Annotated in this window: 20 protein-coding genes; 8 read left to right on the forward strand and 12 right to left on the reverse strand. The window is 35.1% G+C overall.

Annotated elements, in window-relative coordinates:
• The 3 genes from RT037_RS03880 (at nucleotide 1) to RT037_RS03890 (ending at nucleotide 5,718) form a co-directional block, all read left to right on the forward strand.
• Nucleotides 1-4,668 carry a translocation/assembly module TamB gene (locus tag RT037_RS03880; protein ID WP_313028296.1) on the forward strand — a complete coding sequence of 1,556 codons (4,668 nt, stop codon included), beginning with the start codon at nucleotides 1-3 and terminating at the stop codon, nucleotides 4,666-4,668.
• A gap of 132 nt (nucleotides 4,669-4,800) precedes the next feature.
• Nucleotides 4,801-5,271 (forward strand): Lrp/AsnC family transcriptional regulator, encoded by a 471-nt coding sequence (locus RT037_RS03885; protein ID WP_079666753.1) that lies wholly within the window; start codon nucleotides 4,801-4,803, stop codon nucleotides 5,269-5,271.
• A gap of 66 nt (nucleotides 5,272-5,337) precedes the next feature.
• Nucleotides 5,338-5,718: a hypothetical protein gene (locus RT037_RS03890; RefSeq protein ID WP_312323116.1), complete on the forward strand. Its 381-nt coding sequence runs from the start codon at nucleotides 5,338-5,340 to the stop codon at nucleotides 5,716-5,718.
• A 303-nt stretch (nucleotides 5,719-6,021) separates the two neighbouring features.
• On the opposite strand, the gene RT037_RS03895 is transcribed toward RT037_RS03890, so the two are convergent.
• Entirely contained in the window at nucleotides 6,022-6,660 is a 639-nt protein-coding gene (locus tag RT037_RS03895; protein ID WP_312323115.1) for a hypothetical protein, read from the reverse strand.
• Nucleotides 6,661-6,666: 6 nt separating this feature from the next.
• On the reverse strand, nucleotides 6,667-8,325 hold the full coding sequence (lnt, locus tag RT037_RS03900) for an apolipoprotein N-acyltransferase (protein WP_313028300.1): 1,659 nt from the start codon (nucleotides 8,323-8,325) through the stop codon (nucleotides 6,667-6,669).
• Between the two features lie 73 nt (nucleotides 8,326-8,398).
• Between lnt and RT037_RS03905 the strand changes: the two genes are divergently transcribed.
• A complete protein-coding gene (locus tag RT037_RS03905; RefSeq protein WP_312323113.1) occupies nucleotides 8,399-8,770 on the forward strand; it encodes a DMT family protein in 372 nt (123 codons plus the stop codon).
• Nucleotides 8,770-9,198, forward strand: coding sequence for a VanZ family protein (locus RT037_RS03910; RefSeq protein WP_313028303.1), 429 nt, complete (start codon nucleotides 8,770-8,772; stop codon nucleotides 9,196-9,198). Before RT037_RS03905 ends, RT037_RS03910 begins: the two co-directional genes overlap by 1 nt.
• Here RT037_RS03910 and proC read toward each other — a convergent pair.
• The 3 genes from proC to RT037_RS03925 all read right to left on the reverse strand — a co-directional run bounded on the left by proC (nucleotide 9,188) and on the right by RT037_RS03925 (nucleotide 12,435).
• A complete protein-coding gene (gene proC / locus RT037_RS03915; protein WP_313028305.1) occupies nucleotides 9,188-9,991 on the reverse strand; it encodes a pyrroline-5-carboxylate reductase in 804 nt (267 codons plus the stop codon). The two genes, RT037_RS03910 and proC, sit on opposite strands and share 11 nt — an antisense overlap.
• A gap of 130 nt (nucleotides 9,992-10,121) precedes the next feature.
• Complete coding sequence (gene murB / locus RT037_RS03920) at nucleotides 10,122-11,138, reverse strand: UDP-N-acetylmuramate dehydrogenase (protein WP_313028307.1); 1,017 nt, start codon at nucleotides 11,136-11,138, stop codon at nucleotides 10,122-10,124.
• A 100-nt stretch (nucleotides 11,139-11,238) separates the two neighbouring features.
• Nucleotides 11,239-12,435, reverse strand: coding sequence for a pyridoxal phosphate-dependent aminotransferase (locus RT037_RS03925; RefSeq protein ID WP_313028433.1), 1,197 nt, complete (start codon nucleotides 12,433-12,435; stop codon nucleotides 11,239-11,241).
• An 87-nt stretch (nucleotides 12,436-12,522) separates the two neighbouring features.
• On the opposite strand from RT037_RS03925, the gene RT037_RS03930 reads away from it, so the two are divergent.
• Nucleotides 12,523-12,978, forward strand: coding sequence for a DUF1801 domain-containing protein (locus RT037_RS03930; RefSeq protein ID WP_312324717.1), 456 nt, complete (start codon nucleotides 12,523-12,525; stop codon nucleotides 12,976-12,978).
• Nucleotides 12,979-13,016: 38 nt separating this feature from the next.
• Here the strand turns inward: RT037_RS03930 and RT037_RS03935 are convergent, their stop codons facing one another.
• Nucleotides 13,017-14,015 carry an isoaspartyl peptidase/L-asparaginase gene (locus RT037_RS03935; RefSeq protein ID WP_313028309.1) on the reverse strand — a complete coding sequence of 333 codons (999 nt, stop codon included), beginning with the start codon at nucleotides 14,013-14,015 and terminating at the stop codon, nucleotides 13,017-13,019.
• Between the two features lie 107 nt (nucleotides 14,016-14,122).
• Here RT037_RS03935 and RT037_RS03940 point away from each other — a divergent pair, with 107 nt between their 5' ends.
• Nucleotides 14,123-14,755 (forward strand): YiiX/YebB-like N1pC/P60 family cysteine hydrolase, encoded by a 633-nt coding sequence (locus RT037_RS03940; protein ID WP_313028311.1) that lies wholly within the window; start codon nucleotides 14,123-14,125, stop codon nucleotides 14,753-14,755.
• Here the strand turns inward: RT037_RS03940 and RT037_RS03945 are convergent.
• Nucleotides 14,752-14,862 carry a hypothetical protein gene (locus tag RT037_RS03945; protein WP_313028312.1) on the reverse strand — a complete coding sequence of 37 codons (111 nt, stop codon included), beginning with the start codon at nucleotides 14,860-14,862 and terminating at the stop codon, nucleotides 14,752-14,754. The genes RT037_RS03940 and RT037_RS03945 overlap by 4 nt on opposite strands.
• Before the next feature lie 17 nt (nucleotides 14,863-14,879).
• Here RT037_RS03945 and RT037_RS03950 point away from each other — a divergent pair, with 17 nt between their 5' ends.
• Nucleotides 14,880-15,191, forward strand: a complete 312-nt coding sequence (locus tag RT037_RS03950; protein ID WP_313028314.1) for a hypothetical protein — start codon at nucleotides 14,880-14,882, stop codon at nucleotides 15,189-15,191.
• Between the two features lie 466 nt (nucleotides 15,192-15,657).
• On the opposite strand, the gene RT037_RS03955 is transcribed toward RT037_RS03950, so the two are convergent.
• From RT037_RS03955 to RT037_RS03975, 5 genes are all read right to left on the reverse strand, one after another.
• Nucleotides 15,658-16,218, reverse strand: coding sequence for an NADPH-dependent FMN reductase (locus tag RT037_RS03955; RefSeq protein WP_313028317.1), 561 nt, complete (start codon nucleotides 16,216-16,218; stop codon nucleotides 15,658-15,660).
• A 104-nt stretch (nucleotides 16,219-16,322) separates the two neighbouring features.
• Nucleotides 16,323-17,630, reverse strand: coding sequence for a UDP-N-acetylglucosamine 1-carboxyvinyltransferase (gene murA, locus RT037_RS03960; RefSeq protein WP_312324409.1), 1,308 nt, complete (start codon nucleotides 17,628-17,630; stop codon nucleotides 16,323-16,325).
• Nucleotides 17,630-18,298: a DUF4290 domain-containing protein gene (locus RT037_RS03965; protein WP_313028320.1), complete on the reverse strand. Its 669-nt coding sequence runs from the start codon at nucleotides 18,296-18,298 to the stop codon at nucleotides 17,630-17,632. The genes murA and RT037_RS03965 overlap by 1 nt, the downstream gene beginning before the upstream one ends.
• A gap of 87 nt (nucleotides 18,299-18,385) precedes the next feature.
• The gene (locus RT037_RS03970) at nucleotides 18,386-18,808 is read right to left on the reverse strand and encodes a DUF393 domain-containing protein (RefSeq protein ID WP_313028322.1); all 423 of its coding nucleotides are present in this window, start codon (nucleotides 18,806-18,808) and stop codon (nucleotides 18,386-18,388) included.
• Nucleotides 18,808-19,269, reverse strand: a complete 462-nt coding sequence (locus RT037_RS03975) for a heme-binding domain-containing protein (RefSeq protein ID WP_313028323.1) — start codon at nucleotides 19,267-19,269, stop codon at nucleotides 18,808-18,810. The genes RT037_RS03970 and RT037_RS03975 overlap by 1 nt, the downstream gene beginning before the upstream one ends.
• Between the last annotated feature and the right edge of the window lie 282 nt (nucleotides 19,270-19,551).

The following is a 19,551-nucleotide window of genomic DNA, read 5'->3' on the forward strand; positions in this document are numbered from 1 at the left end:
ATGGCAAAGTTAGAAAATAAACAAAACACAAATCAACCAAATCCGGAAAAAACGGAGCAGGTTATCAAGAAGCATAAAAGTTCGCTTTGGGTAAGAATTCCTCTTTACCTTATTTTAACGATACTCGGACTTGTACTGTTGATTTTTATCGCAATTAATCTTCCTGTTACCAAACGTTATATTGCTAGTCAAGCAATAGAACTTCTGAACAACGATTTTAAAATGAAACTTAAAATCGATGATGTAGACGTTAACTTCTTTGGTGATGTCCGATTGAAGGGCGTTAGAATGAACGATTACAAGGATTTTGAATTCGTGAAAGCTAAAGAAATTCAAGCGAATTCGGATTGGTTTGCTTTGGCGTTTAATACAAGCGATCTGAAGTTTAATAAAGTATCTTTAGTCGAACCTGACATCAAGGTTATCACTTACAAAGGCGATAGCATTAGTAATTTTATACGTTATGTAGATAATTTTAGTAGTGATAAGCCATCTAATCCGAACAAAAAGTTCAAGATGAAAATGGTGATCGATATCATCAACGGTAAGGCAAGTATCGTTAACGAAAATCATCCTGGTGAAGAAGGTCGTTGGTTAGATGCTCGTAATATTTATCTTCATTCTAAAGAGGTGAACATTGATGGTTCGGATGTTAAAGCCGATATTGGAAAGTTCTCTTTAATTACTAAACGTTGGGGGAAAGAGCATATTATTGATCAATTTTCAACCAATTTCGAAATCACAAAAAAACATTTAAAATTAGCTGATTTAGTTTTTAATACCGATCATTCTTTATTAATGGGTGGCGTAACGCTTAATCTTGATCCCAAAACAGGTTTTGCAGACTTTGGCGATAAAGTTAATTGGGACTTAGAGTTTAAACCAGGAAGTCAATTGAGTGGTTATGACCTGAGTTATTTTGTTACCAATTGGGATAATTATACACCGATTAATATGTCGGGGACAATGACTGGACCGCTTAATAAGATGCATTTGCAAAACTTCCAAGTGCGCTCACAGGATGTCAATTTACATTCTAAAAGTTTAAAAATATCTGAAGTTCTTAATAAGAAATTTCTTGTAGAAAGTGATCAACTCGACGCAGATATGACTTATAAAGGTCTTAAAGCGATGTTGCCGAGTTTTATTGCTAAAAGTTTAGGAAATATTGCTGACGATTTTGGACGTTTAAAATACAAAGGCGCAATAAGTGCAAAACCTGAAGAAATCTATGCTAATGGTGAAGCGATTACAGGAATTGGACAAGCGAAAATCAAGAATTTTTATTTAACAGATTATAGCACAAAAACACCTCGTTATAGTGGTTACTTCGATGTCAAAGATCTTAATGTTACAGCATTTACAAAGAATAAACAAGTTGGTTTAGTGACTGGGAAATTCAATGTGGATGGACGAAGTTTTGATATCAACACCATGCATTTGCGTACTAAATCCGAGATTGCTCGTATTGAGTTGATGGGGAAAAATATCACAAATGTTGTGCTGGACGGTGTTCTAGATCGTAAAACATACAACGGCTTGGTAAACGTTAATGATCCACATGCGAAAGCTAAAGTTAAAGGTCTAGTTGATTTTTCTACCAAACGGTTAAAAGCGGATATCATCGCAGATTTACAATATGTAGATCTTAAACATTTTGGTGTTGCGGCTGGTGATATGAATAGTGTCAGCGGTTATATCGATGGAAAAATTGCCATGACAGATCTTAATGATCTTAACCTAGATGCTAATGTTAAAAATTTGACTTTAGTATCATCAAAACAAAAATTGGTATTACCAACGTCGGATATCAAAGCCTTTTTCGAAAACGGGAATCGCATTGTCTCTGTGGATGCTCCAGGAGCTGTTAATGGTAGAGTAGAAGGGCGTTTCAACCTTGAGGATATTGGCAAGATGGTGACCAATAGTATTAATAAAATTTTGGTTGGTAATCCACCACGTAAGACTTACAACGGTCAATATTTTAATTTTGATTTCGATGTTAAACAAGGTTTGGTTGCATTCTTTATGCCCGAACTGAAAATTCCGCAAGGTGCTATAGTTAAAGGGAATTACCAAGGTTCAACTAATGATTTGGTATTGGATGCTGATGCGCCGTACATCAAATACATAATGACCAAGCAAGAAGAGCTTACCGAAGCTGAAAAATTCTTAGCTGAAACCGACGAACATTACAAACCCGAACTTAAAAAAACAATTGATAGCGCGATGGTCGACAGCCTTCGACTTCGAGTTAATACCGCAAATCTTGAACAACAAGTTTTGGCTTCTGTTAAAAGAGCTGAATACAATAAAAATGTTATTAAGGATTTACAATTAAAAGCCAATAACGAGAATAATCAAAAACTTCATATTGCAACTCATTTCAAGTTAGGGACTTTGGATGAAGAAGCAGATGATAAATTAAAGGAGTACGCAGTCAATCTTAACCAAACGACCAATCCTCGTGGCGATTATGTCTTTAGATTTGAGCCGACTGAGGTTAAAATTAATAATGTCGCTTGGAGTATTGATACCAGTCCAGAGTTAGACCATTCGATAACTTATCGATTGAAGGAGAAAGATTTTCAGGTTCATAATCTGAGGGTTTATTCCGATGACAGCTCGTTGTTGGTGAAAGATGCTATTTTTAGATCAGCTAAAGATTTCGATGCTGATGCTGAGGTTAGCAATTTTGACATTGGTAAAATTCTGGCGCTAACGTCATCTGGCGACAGCGATAATAATCTTGATATTAAAGGGACAGCTAACGGATCTATCAAGATCAAAATGAATGATAAAAACCTTGAGCCTTTAATAGATCTTAAAGTTGAAGATATCTTTATGAATGGTGAAGCGATGGGTAATTTCGTTATTAATGCGACCAAGAGCACTCGTCCTAATGTTTTGGATATCGATATACAAGCAAAATCTAGCGAATTGTTTGGTAGTAATAATTTACATGTAACAGGTACTGTAGACAATAATACCAAATCACCAACGCTAGATATGACTGCCGAGATGAACGACTTTGATCTTCGTTTTGCACAACAATTTGTAAAATCAATTTTTGGAAATTTCCGAGGAAAAGCGTCGGGAGATCTTAAAATTTCTGGGACTTTGGCAGATTTAGATTATAGTGGCGATATTGCTTTAAAAGGTTTCGGGCTTAAGCTTTTGTTTACTGGTGTAGATTATAAATTTGCGGATACAGTTATCAACCTATCGCGTGGACAAGCGCTTATCAACAGTGTTGAAGTTAACGATGGTCGCGCCAATTCTAAAGGACGTATCTCGGGGATGATCCAGTTTGAGACTTTATCTTCGATGGCGATCAACTTAATCTTGGAAGCAGATAATCTTTTAGTGTTAAATAGTACGCAAGATGATAACGATCTTTTCTGGGGAAGAGTCTATGCGCAAGGTGACTTGTATGTGTCAGGACCAGTTTCTGGCTTGGAGATTACAACACCAAGGATGAAAGCGCTTAACATGAGTAATTTTACATTTAATAGTAATTCTACTTCTCATGTTGAAGAATTCAAAATGTTAAGATTTTTGAAACGTGACGAAGCTGGGGTAATTGCCGTTGAAGAAAAGAAAAAAAGTGGCGCTAATATGCTAATCGATTTTAACCTTGTTGTAGATAAAGGCACAACAGTTAATGTGTTGGTTGGTGATGACGTTGGTGATATCAGCGTTCGTGGTGACGCAAATCCTTTACGTTTCCGAATGGAGCGTAACGGAAACGTAGGTATCAACGGAACCTACATCGTAGACAACGGAACTTTCGTATCAAAAGCGATTCTTAGTAGAACCTTCCAAATTGCAAAAGGTAGTAGCATCCGTTGGGATGGTAATCCGATGACGCCAGATTTAGGAATTACGGCCAATTATATGAGAACCGTGACCAATGCTGGTGAATATCTGGGATTAAGTCTTCAACCGATTAATGTACAGTTGACCGCCGATATCACAGGTACGCTAACCAAGCCACAAATTGCTTTCGGGGTTGGTGCGCCAGATGTTTCCTCGCAAGTTAAAGAAGCTTTAGCAAGCAAGATGTCTGACGAAAGCGAAAAGATTGTTCAGTTCGGATCTATCCTTGCTATGAATAGTTTTAACGTTTCTAATGCTGCAGGTTTTGATATCAATATAGGCAGAATAGGGGAAAATGCAGGTTACAATATGTTGTTCAAACAATTGGGTTCTGTACTTAACACCATTAGTAATGTCTACCAAATTGACTTAGGATACATCCAAGGTGATGCAGGATCTAATACTGGTGACCGTGTTAATACAAGTGTGAGTTTTGCACTTTCACCAAGGGTTAAAATAAAAACTGGTCTGGGGATTCCTGTGGCTAGATCAGACAATGCTTCTACCAATAACTTCCTTTCGGGGGAAGGTATTATCGAATATGACTGGAGTAAAAGTAATAACGGTTCGCGATTGTTAAGAGCCTATTCTAAACCATCAAATATTGGCGTTGGTGTCGCTTCGGCGGGACTTAACCAAAGTTATGGTGTTGGGGTAGTGTATAGTAAGAGTTTCGATTCTTTCAAATACTTATTTAAGAATGAAAGAAAAGAAAAAAATGCAAACAAAAAAGATGATAAAAATCAAGTCATTAAAATTGATTCTTTAAAAAAAGATACGATTAAATAAATTTTTAGTAGAAAAATTGTGAAAGTGCGTTAAATCTTGTTAATGTTATTTCGTGTTTTTTTTATTTTAATGATTTTTTATAAATTTGCAAAAGATTCTTAGAATTTTTAACAATACAATATTTAAATAGTTATGAATTACCAACTAGACGAGATCGATAAAAAAATATTAGATTTTTTGGTAGAAAACACGAGAATGCCGTTTACGGAAATTGCTAAGCAAATGGACGTTTCTGCGGGTACAATCCACGTGAGAGTGAAGAAGATGGAAGATGCAGGGATTATTTTGGGTTCGTCTCTTAATATCGATTACGGCAAATTAGATTACCACTTTACAGCTTTTATAGGTATCCTTTTAACAAAATCTAACAGAACGCAAGATGTTCTTAAAGAACTTTCTTTAATTCCGAATGTTGTTGAAGCAAGTGTTATCTCTGGAAAATACAATATCTTTTGTAAAGTAAGAGCAAAAAATACGGAAGATGCTAAGCGTATTATATATCAAATTGATGATATCCAAGATGTTATGAGAACTGAAAGTATGATTTCGATGGAAGAATACCTAAGTGACAAAAACAGATTGATCAACGCAGTATCGATATAATTTTTATCATCCAAAACTTAATGAAAAGGGCTTTGTTTATTCAAATGCCCTTTTTATCTTTATAGCATGAACGAGACGACGACAACATACGATAAAAGCTGGGCTTCAAACAGATTTTTTTACGGAATTTTAATATTCCTTGCGTTACATTTTTATTTGTCTATTAATACCGACTTAGCCGAGTTTACCCAACATAAAGACATTAATATCCCGACTTGGTATTTTTATATCGTTTTAGTTGTAGATGCATTGGTATTGCTTAGTCTGGTGCTTATCGCGATGTGGAAAAAGATTGGCGTTTATGCGTTTCCGATATTCATGGTTGCCCATTTTTTAATACACAATTACTTTTTGTCAACATTTTTATATTCGGATGTCAGTGTATTATTTTTCTTCGTTGGATTAGGATTATTAGCAATTATCCCACGTTGGAACACTTTTAAGTAAATTTTAGTCTTAAATTTTTCTATATTTTTTCTGAATTTTAAAAAACTTTTGTGGTTTTATTTTATTTTTTTTATTAAATCAAAACTTTTTTGGTTAAAAACAAGACTTATTCACTTTCTCCTCAATCGTATATTTCAGTTTTAAAAAAGTAATTCCCCAAATAGAAAATTGTTGTAAAGCGTCGATTTGCAGTTTGTCTTTATTAAATTTTAAATCTAATCGCTCGTGCATCGTCTTTACAAATAGTCCATAGAAATGGTCTTTTTTATCTTTTAAAACAAAATAAAAACCAGACTCTCCAAATTATTTTCCATTCGATTTTAAAACCAAACTTCCATCTTTTAAAATTTCTTTTTCCAAAAGAACACTTACATTACCATGCGGTAACGGAAAAATGATTTTGAAAAAATCCTTGTTTTTAATTTTACAAAACGTATAAATTCCAGAAAAAATTAACTTTTTGGTTTTTGCGGATTTACGATTCCAAATGGTCCAAACCGTTCTGTCGTCGGAATCGTTTTTAAGTTTCAAAATGCTACTAATAAAACTGGTGTTGAGGTCAGCAGATTTTGATGGCAAATTAAGCTGTTGCAATCGATTGCTAAAAAGCTGTTGAAGTAGATTCGAAAAGACTTTAAAAAAAGGATTCCAGCTAGCTTCGATTCCAAAATTATAATTGGATGTTTTTTGGTAAAAATCTAAAATCTTAGGATCAATTTTTAAATCAGATTCTGTTTTAAAAAAGAGATCATCTTCCAATAATCCTGATTCTAGACTGTTTTCGTCCAAATACAAATTGTCTTCTTTTGCCATTTTGTCAGCATAATTTATTTGGAACTCCGAATCGCCAGTCGGTCCAGGCAACCAATCATCTTCTGGAGAACTGAGTTGTCGACCAGTCGATTTAGCCCAAATTTGTGTGATAAAATCTTGAATGGCCAAGGTGTTTTATTTACGATTCAGATATTTTCTTCCAGGAATAAAACAAATCAAAAACCCAACAACAAACATGCAAATTCGCGACCACAAATCGCCTGTTCTCACATAGAAAGTTTCGCCTTCCAAAAGATTTGCTTGCGCAGTTAAAGCGCCTTGCGCACCATACGGAAGTTCGTCAACAATGTCACCGCGTGCGTTGATATGGGCACTAGTTCCGCTGTTTGCAGAACGGACAATCTCTCGACGTGTCTCAATAGCACGAAGTTTAGCATAAGCCAACAACTGCTTATGACCTTGTGAATAACCCCACCAAGAGTCGTTGGTAACGATGGCTAGTAGGTTTGCGCCTTTTTTAATGTAATCATTAGTGAATTCGCCATAGATGCTTTCATAACAAATAACAGGCCCTAATTTCGCTTTGTTAAAAGGATTTGCAAATACTTTTCGTTCTTTATCAATACCAAGAGAGCTAACAGTTCCACCCATATTTAACATCGCATTACCGAGAACTGGTTTTAAGACATTTATGTAAGGGAAAATCTCGACACCGGGCACTAATTTGCCTTTATGGTAGACTTCAACATTTTGATTTGGGATAATTTGCACCGCCGAATTATAATCATCAACCCAAAAATTACGTCCTTCAACGAAACTTGCAGTTTTCGATTTTTGATTTTTTTCTTCTTCGTTTTGATAAATATAATAAGTCGAAGCGCCTCCCATAAACAAAGTTTTGGGATGTTGTGCTAAAAATGATTTGATGTCATTAATCAACAAACTATTATGAAAGCCACGTTCGCTGATGCTTCCGTAGCCAGGAAATGACGTTTCGGGAGCGAGATAAATATCGATTTTATCTGGATCGCGACTATCCTTCAGCACCGAATGTTGTCCTGCAATACTCAACAATTCAGACACAATCGCAACGCTATCTTTTTCATATTTTTCGTGGTACGGATCGAGGTCGGGCTGCAACATCGCTACATTAACGCTTCCGACAGGTTTTTCTTCGTAATTAATATACATCAAGTACGAAATCAACATCGGGAAAACCGTCAATCCAACAACCAAAGAACTATTAATAATTAAAGATTTTCGTTGTCTACCAGCTTCCCAAATTCTGATGGTGTAAAAGGCTAAAACGTTAATTAGCAAAATCCAAAGACTGCCGCCAGTTGCGCCTAAAGTGTCATACCATTGGATAAATTGATGTTGATCAGCAAAAACATTTCCGAGATTTAACCAAGGCCAAGTCAATTCCCAACTCAAATGGAATTTTTCAAAAACCATCCAAATCGCCACGAAAAATACCAATCCAAAATAAGTCCCTTGACTTTTTTTATACCAATGATAAAACTGAAACGTCAACGACATCAACAAAGAATTGACAACAACTGGGAAAACAACAGCCATCATAGAATGGCTCCCATCGGGATTTAGTGAGTTGTACAGCCAACCAGTTGTGACGATATTCCAAATGATGAATACCAAATAGGATAAGCCGAAAACTGCCCAAGATTTATGTTTTATTTTACTAAATTTTGAAATCTCATGTTCGACAAGAAGTAAAGGTACAAATGCGAAAAATATAAAATAAGGTACGCCGTAAGTTGGCCAAGATACACAAAATAATAACGCGGAAATTAAACTTAGGATGATATACTTCATTGCTAAAATTTGACTCAAAAATACGATAATATAATCTTCTAAACTTTATTTTTGCAATGATATTTAAACGTTTATGGGAAAAGTAATCTTAACAATTGGACTTTTGATTTTGTCCAACACTTTCATGACTTTGGCGTGGTACGGACATCTCAAATTTAAAGACATGAATTGGTCTCAAAACCTCGGTCTTATCAGCATTATTTTGATAAGTTGGGGCATTGCTTTTTTCGAATATGTTTTACAAGTTCCTGCAAACAGAATGGGTTTTAAAGAAAATGGCGGTCCTTTTAATCTTTGGCAACTGAAAGTAATACAGGAAGTTATCTCGTTAAGTGTTTTTACAGTATTTGCTATTTTCGTTTTTAAAAATGAAACACTTCGCACGAATCATCTTATCGGTTTTGGTTTTTTGATTCTCGCAGTTTATTTTATCTTTAAAAAGTAATGCTCAAACTTTTAAAAACAACTTATCGAATTCTCATCATTCCGTACACGATTTTGTTGTTGTACTTTATGTTTTTGGGCTTTGGTCGAGAAGTGATGTCGATTAACATTGTAAGATTAACACCGCTGGCGTCGACGATACAATTTGTTGAGAATTCATTTTTTTTAAAAGATATTCTCATCAACATCCTCGGGAATTTTTTGATGTTTTTACCCTTCGGATTTTTAGCTTGGATTTTCCCAAAATTTTACGATTTCAAAACCTTGATTCTTAGTTTTTTATTCGTTTTAATCATTGTTGAAGCCTTGCAATATTTTACAAGGCTCGGTGTTTTTGATATCGATGATATTATCCTTAACTCAATTGGGATGAGTCTTGGATTTTTATTAATGAATTTTCTTGAGCGGATTTTTGTTGTTAAGCATTAAGTTCTTTCGAGCGTTTTTTGGCGGCTAAAATTCCTTTTTCAATACTAGATTTTAATTCATTTTCGTTAAAGCTTTTGAGTGCAGCTTCTGTCGTACCGCCTTTGGATGCTACATCTTTTATTAAATCTTCCAAACTTCTGTCCGAAGTGTTGATAAGGTGATAAGCGCCCAACATCGTTTGTTTAACAAAAAGTTTCGAAAGATTTTCTTCGATGCCCATTTCCATTCCTGCTTTTATCATCGCATCGATAATGTAATAAAAATAAGCAGGTCCACTTCCTGAAAGCGCGGTCACAGCGTCCAATTGCTCTTCATCTTCCAAGTAAACCGAACGCCCAGTACTGTTGAGTAGTCGCTCGATATTGATAAGTTGACTAAAACTGATGCCGTCAGCAGCAGTGTAACCTGTAATGCCCATGCCGAGTAGCGTTGGCGAATTTGGCATCGCACGAACTACCAATTTATGATTAAATGCTTTCTGAATTTTTTCGATTTTGACACCAGCCATTATGGATAAAAGCATTTGATTTTCTTTTATTTTGAATGGAAGATGTTCTACAACATATTGAAAATCTTGCGGTTTTACGGCTAAAATGATGAGATCAGCCTCGATGTTTTCAACTTTATCAAAAGTGCTAACATGAGACTTCGGGAATTCTGATTGTAGTTTTTCGGCTTTGTTATCGCTTCTAACAATTAGTTCGAGGTCGGAAGCTTTGATAAGTTCATACTTTAAAAAAGATTTAGAAAAGGAGACGCCCATATTGCCAGCTCCGAGAACGCAGATTTTCATGTTTAAATAATAGTTTGGATAATTGTATTTTAATTTTTTTTAAAAATAGTTATTTTATCCTTTTGTTTTTAAATTATTAAGAAAACTATTCTAAAATCTATTTTCGGAATTTAATTTTAAAAGGTTTGCATTAAAGAATATTTACTTCGCGTTCAAGCTTAATTCCGAATTTTTCTTTAACCGAATTAATAATTTCTGTTGAAAAATCGAAAATCTCTTTGCCAGTCGCATTTCCTGTTTTATTGATAATCACCAAAGACTGAAGATGATGCGTCGCAACATTTCCAATTTGTTTGCCTTTCCAGCCACATTGTTCGATGAGCCAACCTGCAGGAACTTTTACCCAATCACCATTTGGATAACCTTGTATGTTCGGGAATTTATCTTTTAAAACCTCGAATTGACTTAACGGAATTGTTGGGTTTTTGAAAAAACTTCCGGCATTTCCAATTTCTTTAGGATTCGGGAGTTTGCTTTCTCTAATCGCAATCACAGCTTTAGAAACCTCTTGGATGCTCGGATGCTCTATATTCATTTTTTCGAGTTCAGCTTTTATAGCGCCGTATTCGGTTTTGATGTGATGTTGATGCGTTGTCAAACGAAAAGTAACATTCAAAATAACATATTTACCTTTTCCTTCTTGTTTAAAAATAGAATCGCGGTAACCAAATCTACATTTTTCTAAATCGAAAGTTTCAACTTCTAAAGAGTCAAGATTAAGAACGTCGCAAGATTCAAAAATATCTTTTATTTCGGTACCATAAGCGCCAATATTTTGCATCGGCGATGTGCCAACATTTCCAGGAATTAAAGATAAATTTTCTAAGCCGCCATAATTTTTTTCTAAACAATAAAGTACAAATTGATGCCAATTTTCACCAGCATTGGCGGTCACCAAAACATGATTATCGTCTAGTTTTTTTTCAGAAATTTCTTTTAAATCTAATTGAATTGTACAACCATCAAAATCTTTTGTTAAAAGAATATTGCTTCCGCCACCCAAAAACAATATATTTTCGTTTGGGATTTCGGGATGTTGAAGCACCTCGAGAAGCGCTTCAACAGATTTTATTGTTACAAAATATTTAGATTTCGCTTCAACACCAAAACTGTTGAAAGCTTTTAGGGAAAGATTTTTCTGAATCATTCTTAGAATTTGAAACTGCTAAATTATCAAAATTAAAAGAAATTGACTTCATAAAGCATCATAAAAAAAGCGGGAAAATTTTCCCGCTTCACTATTTATTTTATCTGTCGTTGTAGACTTTAAGAGCATCTCGAAGAATCTCTGCACTACGTTTTAGATCTTCAGATTTTAGAACGTAAGCAATTCTAACTTGTTTTTTTCCTAATTCTGGATTGCTATAAAAACCTCCAGCCGGCGCTACCATAATAGTTTCTCCATTGTTAGAGTAACTCTCCAAAAGCCATTGTGCAAACTCTTCAGTATCATCAACAGGAAGTTCTGCAACGCAATAGAAAGCACCTTTTGGTTTAGGACAAATAACACCTGGGATTTTGTTTAACAAGTCAACTAAAAGATTTCTACGTTTTGTATATTCTTCACGAACACCACGGATATAGGCGTCGTCGTTAACGTGTGCCGCAGCTGCAGCAATTTGTCCCAATAATACTGGACTTAGTCGCGCTTGTGCAAACAACATTGCGGCATCATGTATTTTTTTAGAACGAGTAATCATACAACCGATTCTTACACCACACATCGAGTAACGTTTTGATTCAGAATCAATTATGATGCAGTTTTCTGACAATTCTGGGAAAGCCAACATCGAAATTTGTTGCTTGCCATCGTAGACATATTCTCTGTAGACTTCATCCGAAATCACAACAATATCGTGTTTAAGAGCGATGTCCGCCAATTGTTGCAATTCTTCTTTGGTGTAAAGATATCCTGTTGGGTTACCAGGATTACAGATGATAATTGCCTTCGTTTTATCCGTGATTTTTTTCTCAAATTCTTCCATCGGCGGCAACGCAAAACCACTGTCAATACTTGATGGGATGGCCACAACATTCACATTAAATGTACTTGTGAAACCATTATAATTCGCATAATAAGGTTCAGGGATAATTACTTCGTCCCCGTCATCACAAAGCGTTGAGATTGCAAAGTTTAAAGCTTCTGATCCACCGTTAGTTACAATGAAGTTATCAGGTGTAATATCTTCGAAACCTAATGTATTGTAATATGTTGTTAAGGCTTTTCTATACTCAAGATTTCCCTCAGAAAGTGCATATTCTAGAACTTTTAAATCGATATTTTTAATAGCATCTATAGCTGTTTGAGGCGTTTCGATATCAGGTTGCCCAATGTTAAGATGGTATACTTTTGTACCTTTTTGTTTGGCTTGTAAAGCGAAAGGAACTAATTTTCTAACTGGCGAAGCAGGCATGTGCTTAGCGCGTTGTGATATTTTTGGCATAATTTCAAAAATTTGTATGGCAAAAATAAGATTTAATTTTCTAAATTTAAACTTCATTTTTTCCTTAAACTAAAATTTAGAACCAGTATGCAAATAGAAGCGACAACTGTTGAAGATTATATTTCTAAAATTCCTGAAGAACGTCAAGAGATTATTAGACAAATGATTGATGTCATCAATAAAAATCTTCCAAAAGGTTTTGAAAATATCACAAGCTACGGAATGCTAGGTTGGGCAGTGCCTTTAAAAGATTATCCCGCGGGTTATCATTGTGCGCCTGGGACACCTTTACCGTTTATTAATTTGGCATCGCAAAAGAATTTTATCGCTTTGTACCACATGGGAATTTATGCAAAACCTGATTTGTTAGATTGGTTTGTGGAAGAATATCCAAAGCATTCTAAACGAAAATTGGACATGGGAAAATCTTGCATTCGATTCAAAAAGATGGATGATATACCATTAGATTTAATCGCTGAACTTTGTCAAAAAATGACTGCTAAAGATTGGATTAACTGTTACGAATCAAACTATAAACGATAAATAAAAAACTCAGCTTTGCTGAGTTTTTTATTTTGAATTTATTTGTAAATCAAGACTTCAATTTCACCCTTGTCGGTTACCGCGCCACGATACATACCTTCTGTATTGAAAGGCATCGCTATATTTCCGTCTTTGTCCAAAGCGATAATTCCGCCGCTGCCGCCTAATCTTCCGATTTCATCGATGCTTGCTTGGCTGGCATCTTTAACATTTTCTTTTAAAAACTTCATACGATCGGCTGCAGTTTTGGATGCCACTGTACGGATGAAAAATTCGCCCCAACCTGTTGCTGAAAGTCCAACTTGGTCATTAGCATAAGTTCCGGCGCCGATAATTGGAGAATCGCCGATACGATTATACTTTTTGTTGGTCATACCACCAGTTGAAGTTCCTGCGGTGATGACGCCGTTTTTGTCCAAAGCGACAGCGCCAACGGTCCCGAATTTTTGATCGATTAAAAAGTAATCTGGTTGTTTTTGCTGCGTTGCCGAAATTTTCTTTTCAGATTCTTTAACTTTCATTTTTTGTAAACTATTCCAAGTTTTTTCGGTCCAAAAGTAGTTAGGATCAACAATTTCTAAACCTTGTAATTTTGCAAAATCTTCCGCGCCTTTGCCAGCCATCATTACATGTTCAGATTTTTCCATAACAGTTTTTGCCGCAAGAATAGGATTTTTAATCGTAGTTACACCAGCCACTGCGCCAGCTTTTAGATTGTTGCCTGTCATCACCGATGCATCCAACTCGTTTTTGCCTTCGTTGGTGAATACGGCGCCTTTTCCTGCATTAAATAAAGGCGAATCTTCCATCACCATAATTGCGGTTGTTACTGCGTCTAATGAAGATTTTCCGTTTTTGAGTTCAGAATAGCCTTTTTGCAACGCTTCAGTAAGTTTATCACGGTATTCCTTTTCTTTTTCGGGTGTTAGATTGGCTTTAGTTATTGTGCCAGCGCCACCGTGGATGACCATAACATATTTTTTTTGAGCCATTGTCATAGCACTAATCAGTAAAAAAGGAAGTAAGAGTTTTTTCATAAAAAAAGGATTTGCATCAAATTTAATAATATTTAAACGCTTAAAGCATCGGTTTTCAAAAGTTTTAAAATGCTTTTGTAAATTTGCAATCGTAAAAATGAAGCGGTATGAAACTGAAATTATTCTTTGTTGGACTATGTTTAATAATAGTAAGTTGTGCTTCTCATGTAAAATATAAAGGTGTGGAAAACGGAGATTTGCTTTTTGTAACGGCACAACAGGAGGGACTTTCTGGGGCAATTAATAATGTGACACAAAAAGAAGAAAGCGCCAATTATGATCATATCGGCTTGGTAGAAAAAGCTGGAAAAGATTATTTTGTATTGCATGCTGCGCCACGAGGCGGTTCTCAACGACAAGCGATGTCAGATTTTGTGAAAGAACAAAAGCAAAAAGGTCAACATATTGTAGTTTATCGTTTAAAAAATCCATTTCAGAAAAGTATTCCTTATGCGATAGAACAAGCAAATTCTTTGGTCGGAAAGCCTTATAATTTTGATTATATTTTAAGTGAAAACGCTTATTATTGCTCAGATTTTATCGAACGATCTTTTCGAAAAGATGATATTTTTATACTCGAACCTATGACGTTTGTCGATCCAAAAACTGGTGTAACAAATGTTTTCTGGAAAGATTTTTATCAAAAGAAAAATCTCGAAGTTCCAGAAGGTAAGTTGGGGTGTAATCCCAATGGATTGGCAGCTTCTGAAAAGCTAGAACGCATCAAAATTTTAGATTAAATTTTCACTTTTTCGCTCACATTTTTACCTGTTTCAAAATCTTTTCCGGTCAGAAGAATATAGTCTGCACTTGGTTTTAATCCTGAGTTTTTTAATTGGATAAACATCTTTTCAAGATAAATTTTTGCCTTATGCCATTGTTCTTGATGTTCAAGATATCTGGGGACAGCGCTTCAGAAGTTCATTAAAATCATCTTTGGTTGCTACAACCGAGTTTTCTGAATTTGCTTTTGATTCTACTTTTGCTTCGGCATTTTCGATGTCGGTTTTAGAGTCTAGTAATCCTCCTGCACCAGCGAGTTTTACGTCTTCCTCATCAGATTCGTCCTCATCTTCTAGATCCTCATCGTCGAGTTTTTATTCGGGAGGTTCTAGCTCTAGCGGTTCTAGGGGAAGTGGTTCATCTGGCGGCGGTGGCGGTGGCGGCGGATGGTAAGCTCTATTAATGCTATCTAATTTATAAACAAGATTATTTTATTTTCATTAATTTTTGAAAAAATACTGTCTTGACGTTGCTCTGTAATTGGATAAACTTCGGAGTTTTAAATAATCTCGTTGTCTTTCTTTTTGACTTTGAAAATTTTGGAAAGCCTGCTTTTTCTTTGGTTTTAATAAAATCAGAGATATCTACTTTTTGAGTTGCAAAACCCTCACCTCCCGAAAACTGAATTTCCGTCAAAAGATTTATCCGATATTTATAAATTTCTGTTATTAAAAAATCTTTATTTTCGAATTTTATAAAATTTATTTTTGGATAAATCGACAGGTACTGTGGGTTGTATTCTGCAATGAGAATCTTTTTCGGTTTCGAAAACGAAAATAAGCCTATCAGCAAAATAATTAATAGACTTAGTATTATTAAAACAAATTTGAAACGTTTCAAAAGATGTTTAATTCAGAGTTTATTTCCAAAAAATAGTGCACCAATCAACAAAAGCGGTCATAAATTTTTTAAGATATTCAGTTGTGTGTTCATCTAGTTTTCCATTTTCATCAAAAGCTTTTCCGATTTGGCTTAAATAAATCTCTGGCTGTTGCATCGTGTAGATATTAACCGATGTCAGAGTCTGACCTAGATGGTGATTAGCCCCGAAACCGCCCAACATGCCAGGAGAACTACTAATAACTGCGCCAGGTTTTTTGCCCCAAACGCCTTTTCCACCTGGTCGAGAAGCGACATCGATGGCATTTTTAAGAACTGCTGGTATGCCGCGATTGTATTCTGGCGTTACAAAAAGACAAGCATCCAATTTTTTTACGATTTCACGAAATTCTTTATAATTCTCTGGCGCTTCATCGTGGTCATCAAAATCCTGATTGTACAAAGCTAATTGTCCGATTGGGATAATTTCTAAAGTCAAATTTTTTGGAGATAAAGCAATTAGTTGTTCTGCAATTTTTTTTGAAAAAGCTTCTTTTCTAAGACTTCCTACAAAAATGTCAATATGTTTTTTGTCCATCATTTTATTTTTTTATTGATTTAAAATTAATGAATTTTCCTGGAACATATTTGTTTTAAAACAAAAAAGACATCCTTTTCAGAATGTCTTTTGTTTATTTTTTAGAATTAGATTCTCTTAATATCTGCGCCAAGCGCTTTAAGGCGACCATCAATGTTTTCGTAACCGCGATCGATTTGTTCGATATTGTGGATGGTTGATTTGCCTTCCGCCGAAAGCGCTGCAATTAGCAAGGCATTTCCTGCACGAATATCTGGCGAAATCATTGTTGTTCCTCGTAAAGGTGTTTCGTGGTTTAGTCCAACAACTGTGGCTCTGTGTGGATCACAAAGGATGATTTGCGCTCCCATATCAATCAATTTATCAACGAAGAATAATCTTGATTCAAACATTTTTTGATGTACCAAAACAGTACCTTTTGCTTGCGTCGCAACTACCAAAATAATTGACAACAAGTCTGGCGTAAAGCCTGGCCAAGGCGCATCAGAAATATTTAAAATCGATCCGTCAATAAACTTCTGAATTTTATAATGTTTTTGCGCTGGGATAAAAATATCGTCACCGCTTTTCTCTAATTGGATCCCAAGTTTTCTAAATGTATCAGGAATAATTCCTAGCTGATTCCAGTTAACATTTTTAATGGTGATTTCAGACTTAGTCATTGCAGCAAGACCAATCCAAGAACCGATTTCCACCATATCAGGTAGCATCGTATGTTCTGTCCCGCGAAGTGACGTCACACCTTCAATCGTTAAAAGATTAGATCCAACCCCCGAAATATTTGCGCCCATGCGATTCAACATTTTACAAAGTTGTTGCAGATAAGGCTCGCATGCTGCGTTGTAGATTCTTGTTTTTCCTTTTGCTAAAACCGCTGCCATAATGATATTGGCAGTTCCTGTAACGGAAGCTTCTTCTAAAAGGATGAATTTCCCTTGTAGTTCTTTCGCTTTTAAAGAATAATATTGTTCTTCCTCATCATAAGAAAATTCAGCGCCCAATTCAACAAAACCTTGGAAATGCGTATCCAGACGACGTCTTCCGATTTTGTCACCGCCAGGCGTAGGCATATAAGCCTCGCCATAACGCGCTAACATTGGACCTAACAACATAACAGAACCACGAAGTTTTGCACCATCTTTTTTAAACTCAGGAGATTTTATGTAATCAAAATTAACTTCGTCCGCTTTGAAGGTGTAATCACCATGACCATTTTTTGTGATTTTCACATTGAAGTCACCCAAAATTTCAATCAAACGGTTAACATCATGGATGTCAGGGATATTATTAATTCTAATTTCCTCGTCCGTTAACAATACAGCACAAAGAATCTGAAGCGCTTCATTCTTAGCACCTTGCGGTGTAATGTCGCCATGTAGTTGTTTTCCTCCTCGTATTTCAAAAGCTCCGTTCATTATTTTCTGTTATTTTTCTGATTGTTTTGATTATTTTGGTTGTTGTGGTGATGTCTTTTTTTCGCGTTGTTATTTGTGTTTTGGTTTCTGTTATTTTTGTTATTATTACGATTGTTATTGTAATAGATTTTACTCTTATCCAAAGAATCTATACCTGTCAAATCGAGTCTATTTTGTGATAAATCCTTTAAATGACGGATAATAACATCATCTTGTACATGTTCTTTATTATAAACATTGTAAGATTTTTTCATGTTATTTGCGATCACTTGTATTAAGGCATCTTTTTCGTCTCCATCTTCAAGAACAATAGCGCGTTCGATAAGTTGCAAAATACTTTTACCATAGAATTTGTATTCGTTATCATAAGACGGATACGGCATTTTTCTAGGTTTGGTCGTTAATTCTTCCGGTGTCAAAATCGGATATGGCGAATCTACATCGAGATCATGATTGGCTAAAATAAATAGATGATCCCAAAGTTTGTGTTTGTAATTTTCTTCGTCACGCAGATGCGGGTTGCGCTGTCCCATAAATTCTATAATGGATCTTGCGGCATCATTTCGCTCTTCTTTGGTTGGTAGTGTTCTACAGATTTCTACCATCTCTTGGATCATTCTGCCATATTGTGGCATCTGAAGCGCATTTCTTTGGGTGTTATATTCCATAACTGCAAATATAGGAAATAATAGAAATTTTTGATAGTTCAATATTCTATCAAGATGTTAAATTATCGGTCGTTTTTTTAACTAAAATTAGTCGGGAATAAATTTTTTTCGGTCTTTTTCTGACGGAATTCTGCAATGTTGAGACATCAAATTTTTGCGACGTTTTGCAACTTGGTCGTATAAAAAATCTCTGATAAAATAAGGAAGTAGTTTTCCAAGAATTGCGGTGTGATAGACTCCGCCTAATGTTCTTGCGATTTTTATAGCGGCATCCGATTTTTTAAGATAAAATGAATTCGGTTTCCAAAGGTAAATACTGTCAAAATCTTGGTGTTCGAGTTGTCTTTGTTTTAAAAAAGTTTGTCCAAAATTAGATTGTAAAGCAGCAAACAGAAATTGGTCTTTTTTATCTCTATCCAAAATCCATTGCACCCAAAAGTTGCAAAATCCACAATCACCATCATAAAAAACAATGTATTTATCGCGGTAATTGTCTGGTAATTTTTCCATTAAAAAATATTAGCTTCTTCGGTATCTTGTTTAACTTGTCGAAAATATTCGATAAGCAATTTCTTTGTTTCTGGCGTTAGTTTCGCTTCTGGATGACCGAGAAGATAAGATTCTAAAGGCATTTCGTCTTTCTCCAACATTTCTATCGATTCTTCCAATTTATGGGCTTGGCGTTTTGGTTCGTAAGTCGCCCAAGTTGAGAAGTTTAATTTAATTCTACCTTCGTCAATATGATTTTTTAAAAACCAAGATGCTGGCGCAATGTCTGCATACCACGGATATTTTGTCTCGTTAGAATGACAATCATAACAAGATGTTTTCAAAATTTTAGCAACTGTTATTGATGGTTTTTTCGTGTTTACAAAATCCATTTGCGGATTGATCTCAGGATTAATTTTATCAATTGGAAAAAACTGAATCATGATGAAAGCGACCAAAAGTACCGTAATTACTTTTTTCATTTCCGAAAGCTTTTTTAAAAAAGTGAATTTAAGAAAATTTCAACTAATAGTTTTATTTCTTTTTTATTAATCATTTTCAAAATTTACTTTGAATTAAATTTAAAATAAATGCTTAAACTATTAATATTCTAGCACTTAATTGATAATTAATATGTAGCGCAAAATTTTTTATTTGAAAAAGTTTATCTTTGCAAAAAAAAATTGGGCTCCGAAAGTCGGAGAGACTCATTAATAATCAAGTCCTAATGCAAATACTACACAGCTAAGGATTATTAAACATTT

This window comes from Soonwooa sp., from assembly GCF_032062245.1.
Classification (GTDB): domain Bacteria; phylum Bacteroidota; class Bacteroidia; order Flavobacteriales; family Weeksellaceae; genus Soonwooa.

What these genes read in the sequence shown, in the direction of transcription:
- murA (WP_312324409.1), bottom strand. Translation starts at nt 17,630, where the DNA reads ATGAACGGAGCTTTTGAAATACGAGGAGGAAAACAACTACATGGCGAC.
- RT037_RS03935 (WP_313028309.1), bottom strand. Translation starts at nt 14,015, where the DNA reads ATGAAAAAACTCTTACTTCCTTTTTTACTGATTAGTGCTATGACAATG.
- RT037_RS03885 (WP_079666753.1), top strand. Translation starts at nt 4,801, where the DNA reads ATGAATTACCAACTAGACGAGATCGATAAAAAAATATTAGATTTTTTG.
- proC (WP_313028305.1), bottom strand. Translation starts at nt 9,991, where the DNA reads ATGAAAATCTGCGTTCTCGGAGCTGGCAATATGGGCGTCTCCTTTTCT.
- RT037_RS03930 (WP_312324717.1), top strand. Translation starts at nt 12,523, where the DNA reads ATGCAAATAGAAGCGACAACTGTTGAAGATTATATTTCTAAAATTCCT.
- RT037_RS03955 (WP_313028317.1), bottom strand. Translation starts at nt 16,218, where the DNA reads ATGATGGACAAAAAACATATTGACATTTTTGTAGGAAGTCTTAGAAAA.
- lnt (WP_313028300.1), bottom strand. Translation starts at nt 8,325, where the DNA reads ATGAAGTATATCATCCTAAGTTTAATTTCCGCGTTATTATTTTGTGTA.
- RT037_RS03945 (WP_313028312.1), bottom strand. Translation starts at nt 14,862, where the DNA reads ATGTTTATCCAATTAAAAAACTCAGGATTAAAACCAAGTGCAGACTAT.
- RT037_RS03910 (WP_313028303.1), top strand. Translation starts at nt 8,770, where the DNA reads ATGCTCAAACTTTTAAAAACAACTTATCGAATTCTCATCATTCCGTAC.
- RT037_RS03890 (WP_312323116.1), top strand. Translation starts at nt 5,338, where the DNA reads ATGAACGAGACGACGACAACATACGATAAAAGCTGGGCTTCAAACAGA.
- murB (WP_313028307.1), bottom strand. Translation starts at nt 11,138, where the DNA reads ATGATTCAGAAAAATCTTTCCCTAAAAGCTTTCAACAGTTTTGGTGTT.
- RT037_RS03880 (WP_313028296.1), top strand. Translation starts at nt 1, where the DNA reads ATGGCAAAGTTAGAAAATAAACAAAACACAAATCAACCAAATCCGGAA.
- RT037_RS03975 (WP_313028323.1), bottom strand. Translation starts at nt 19,269, where the DNA reads ATGAAAAAAGTAATTACGGTACTTTTGGTCGCTTTCATCATGATTCAG.
- RT037_RS03970 (WP_313028322.1), bottom strand. Translation starts at nt 18,808, where the DNA reads ATGGAAAAATTACCAGACAATTACCGCGATAAATACATTGTTTTTTAT.
- RT037_RS03905 (WP_312323113.1), top strand. Translation starts at nt 8,399, where the DNA reads ATGGGAAAAGTAATCTTAACAATTGGACTTTTGATTTTGTCCAACACT.
- RT037_RS03925 (WP_313028433.1), bottom strand. Translation starts at nt 12,435, where the DNA reads ATGCCAAAAATATCACAACGCGCTAAGCACATGCCTGCTTCGCCAGTT.
- RT037_RS03965 (WP_313028320.1), bottom strand. Translation starts at nt 18,298, where the DNA reads ATGGAATATAACACCCAAAGAAATGCGCTTCAGATGCCACAATATGGC.
- RT037_RS03940 (WP_313028311.1), top strand. Translation starts at nt 14,123, where the DNA reads ATGAAACTGAAATTATTCTTTGTTGGACTATGTTTAATAATAGTAAGT.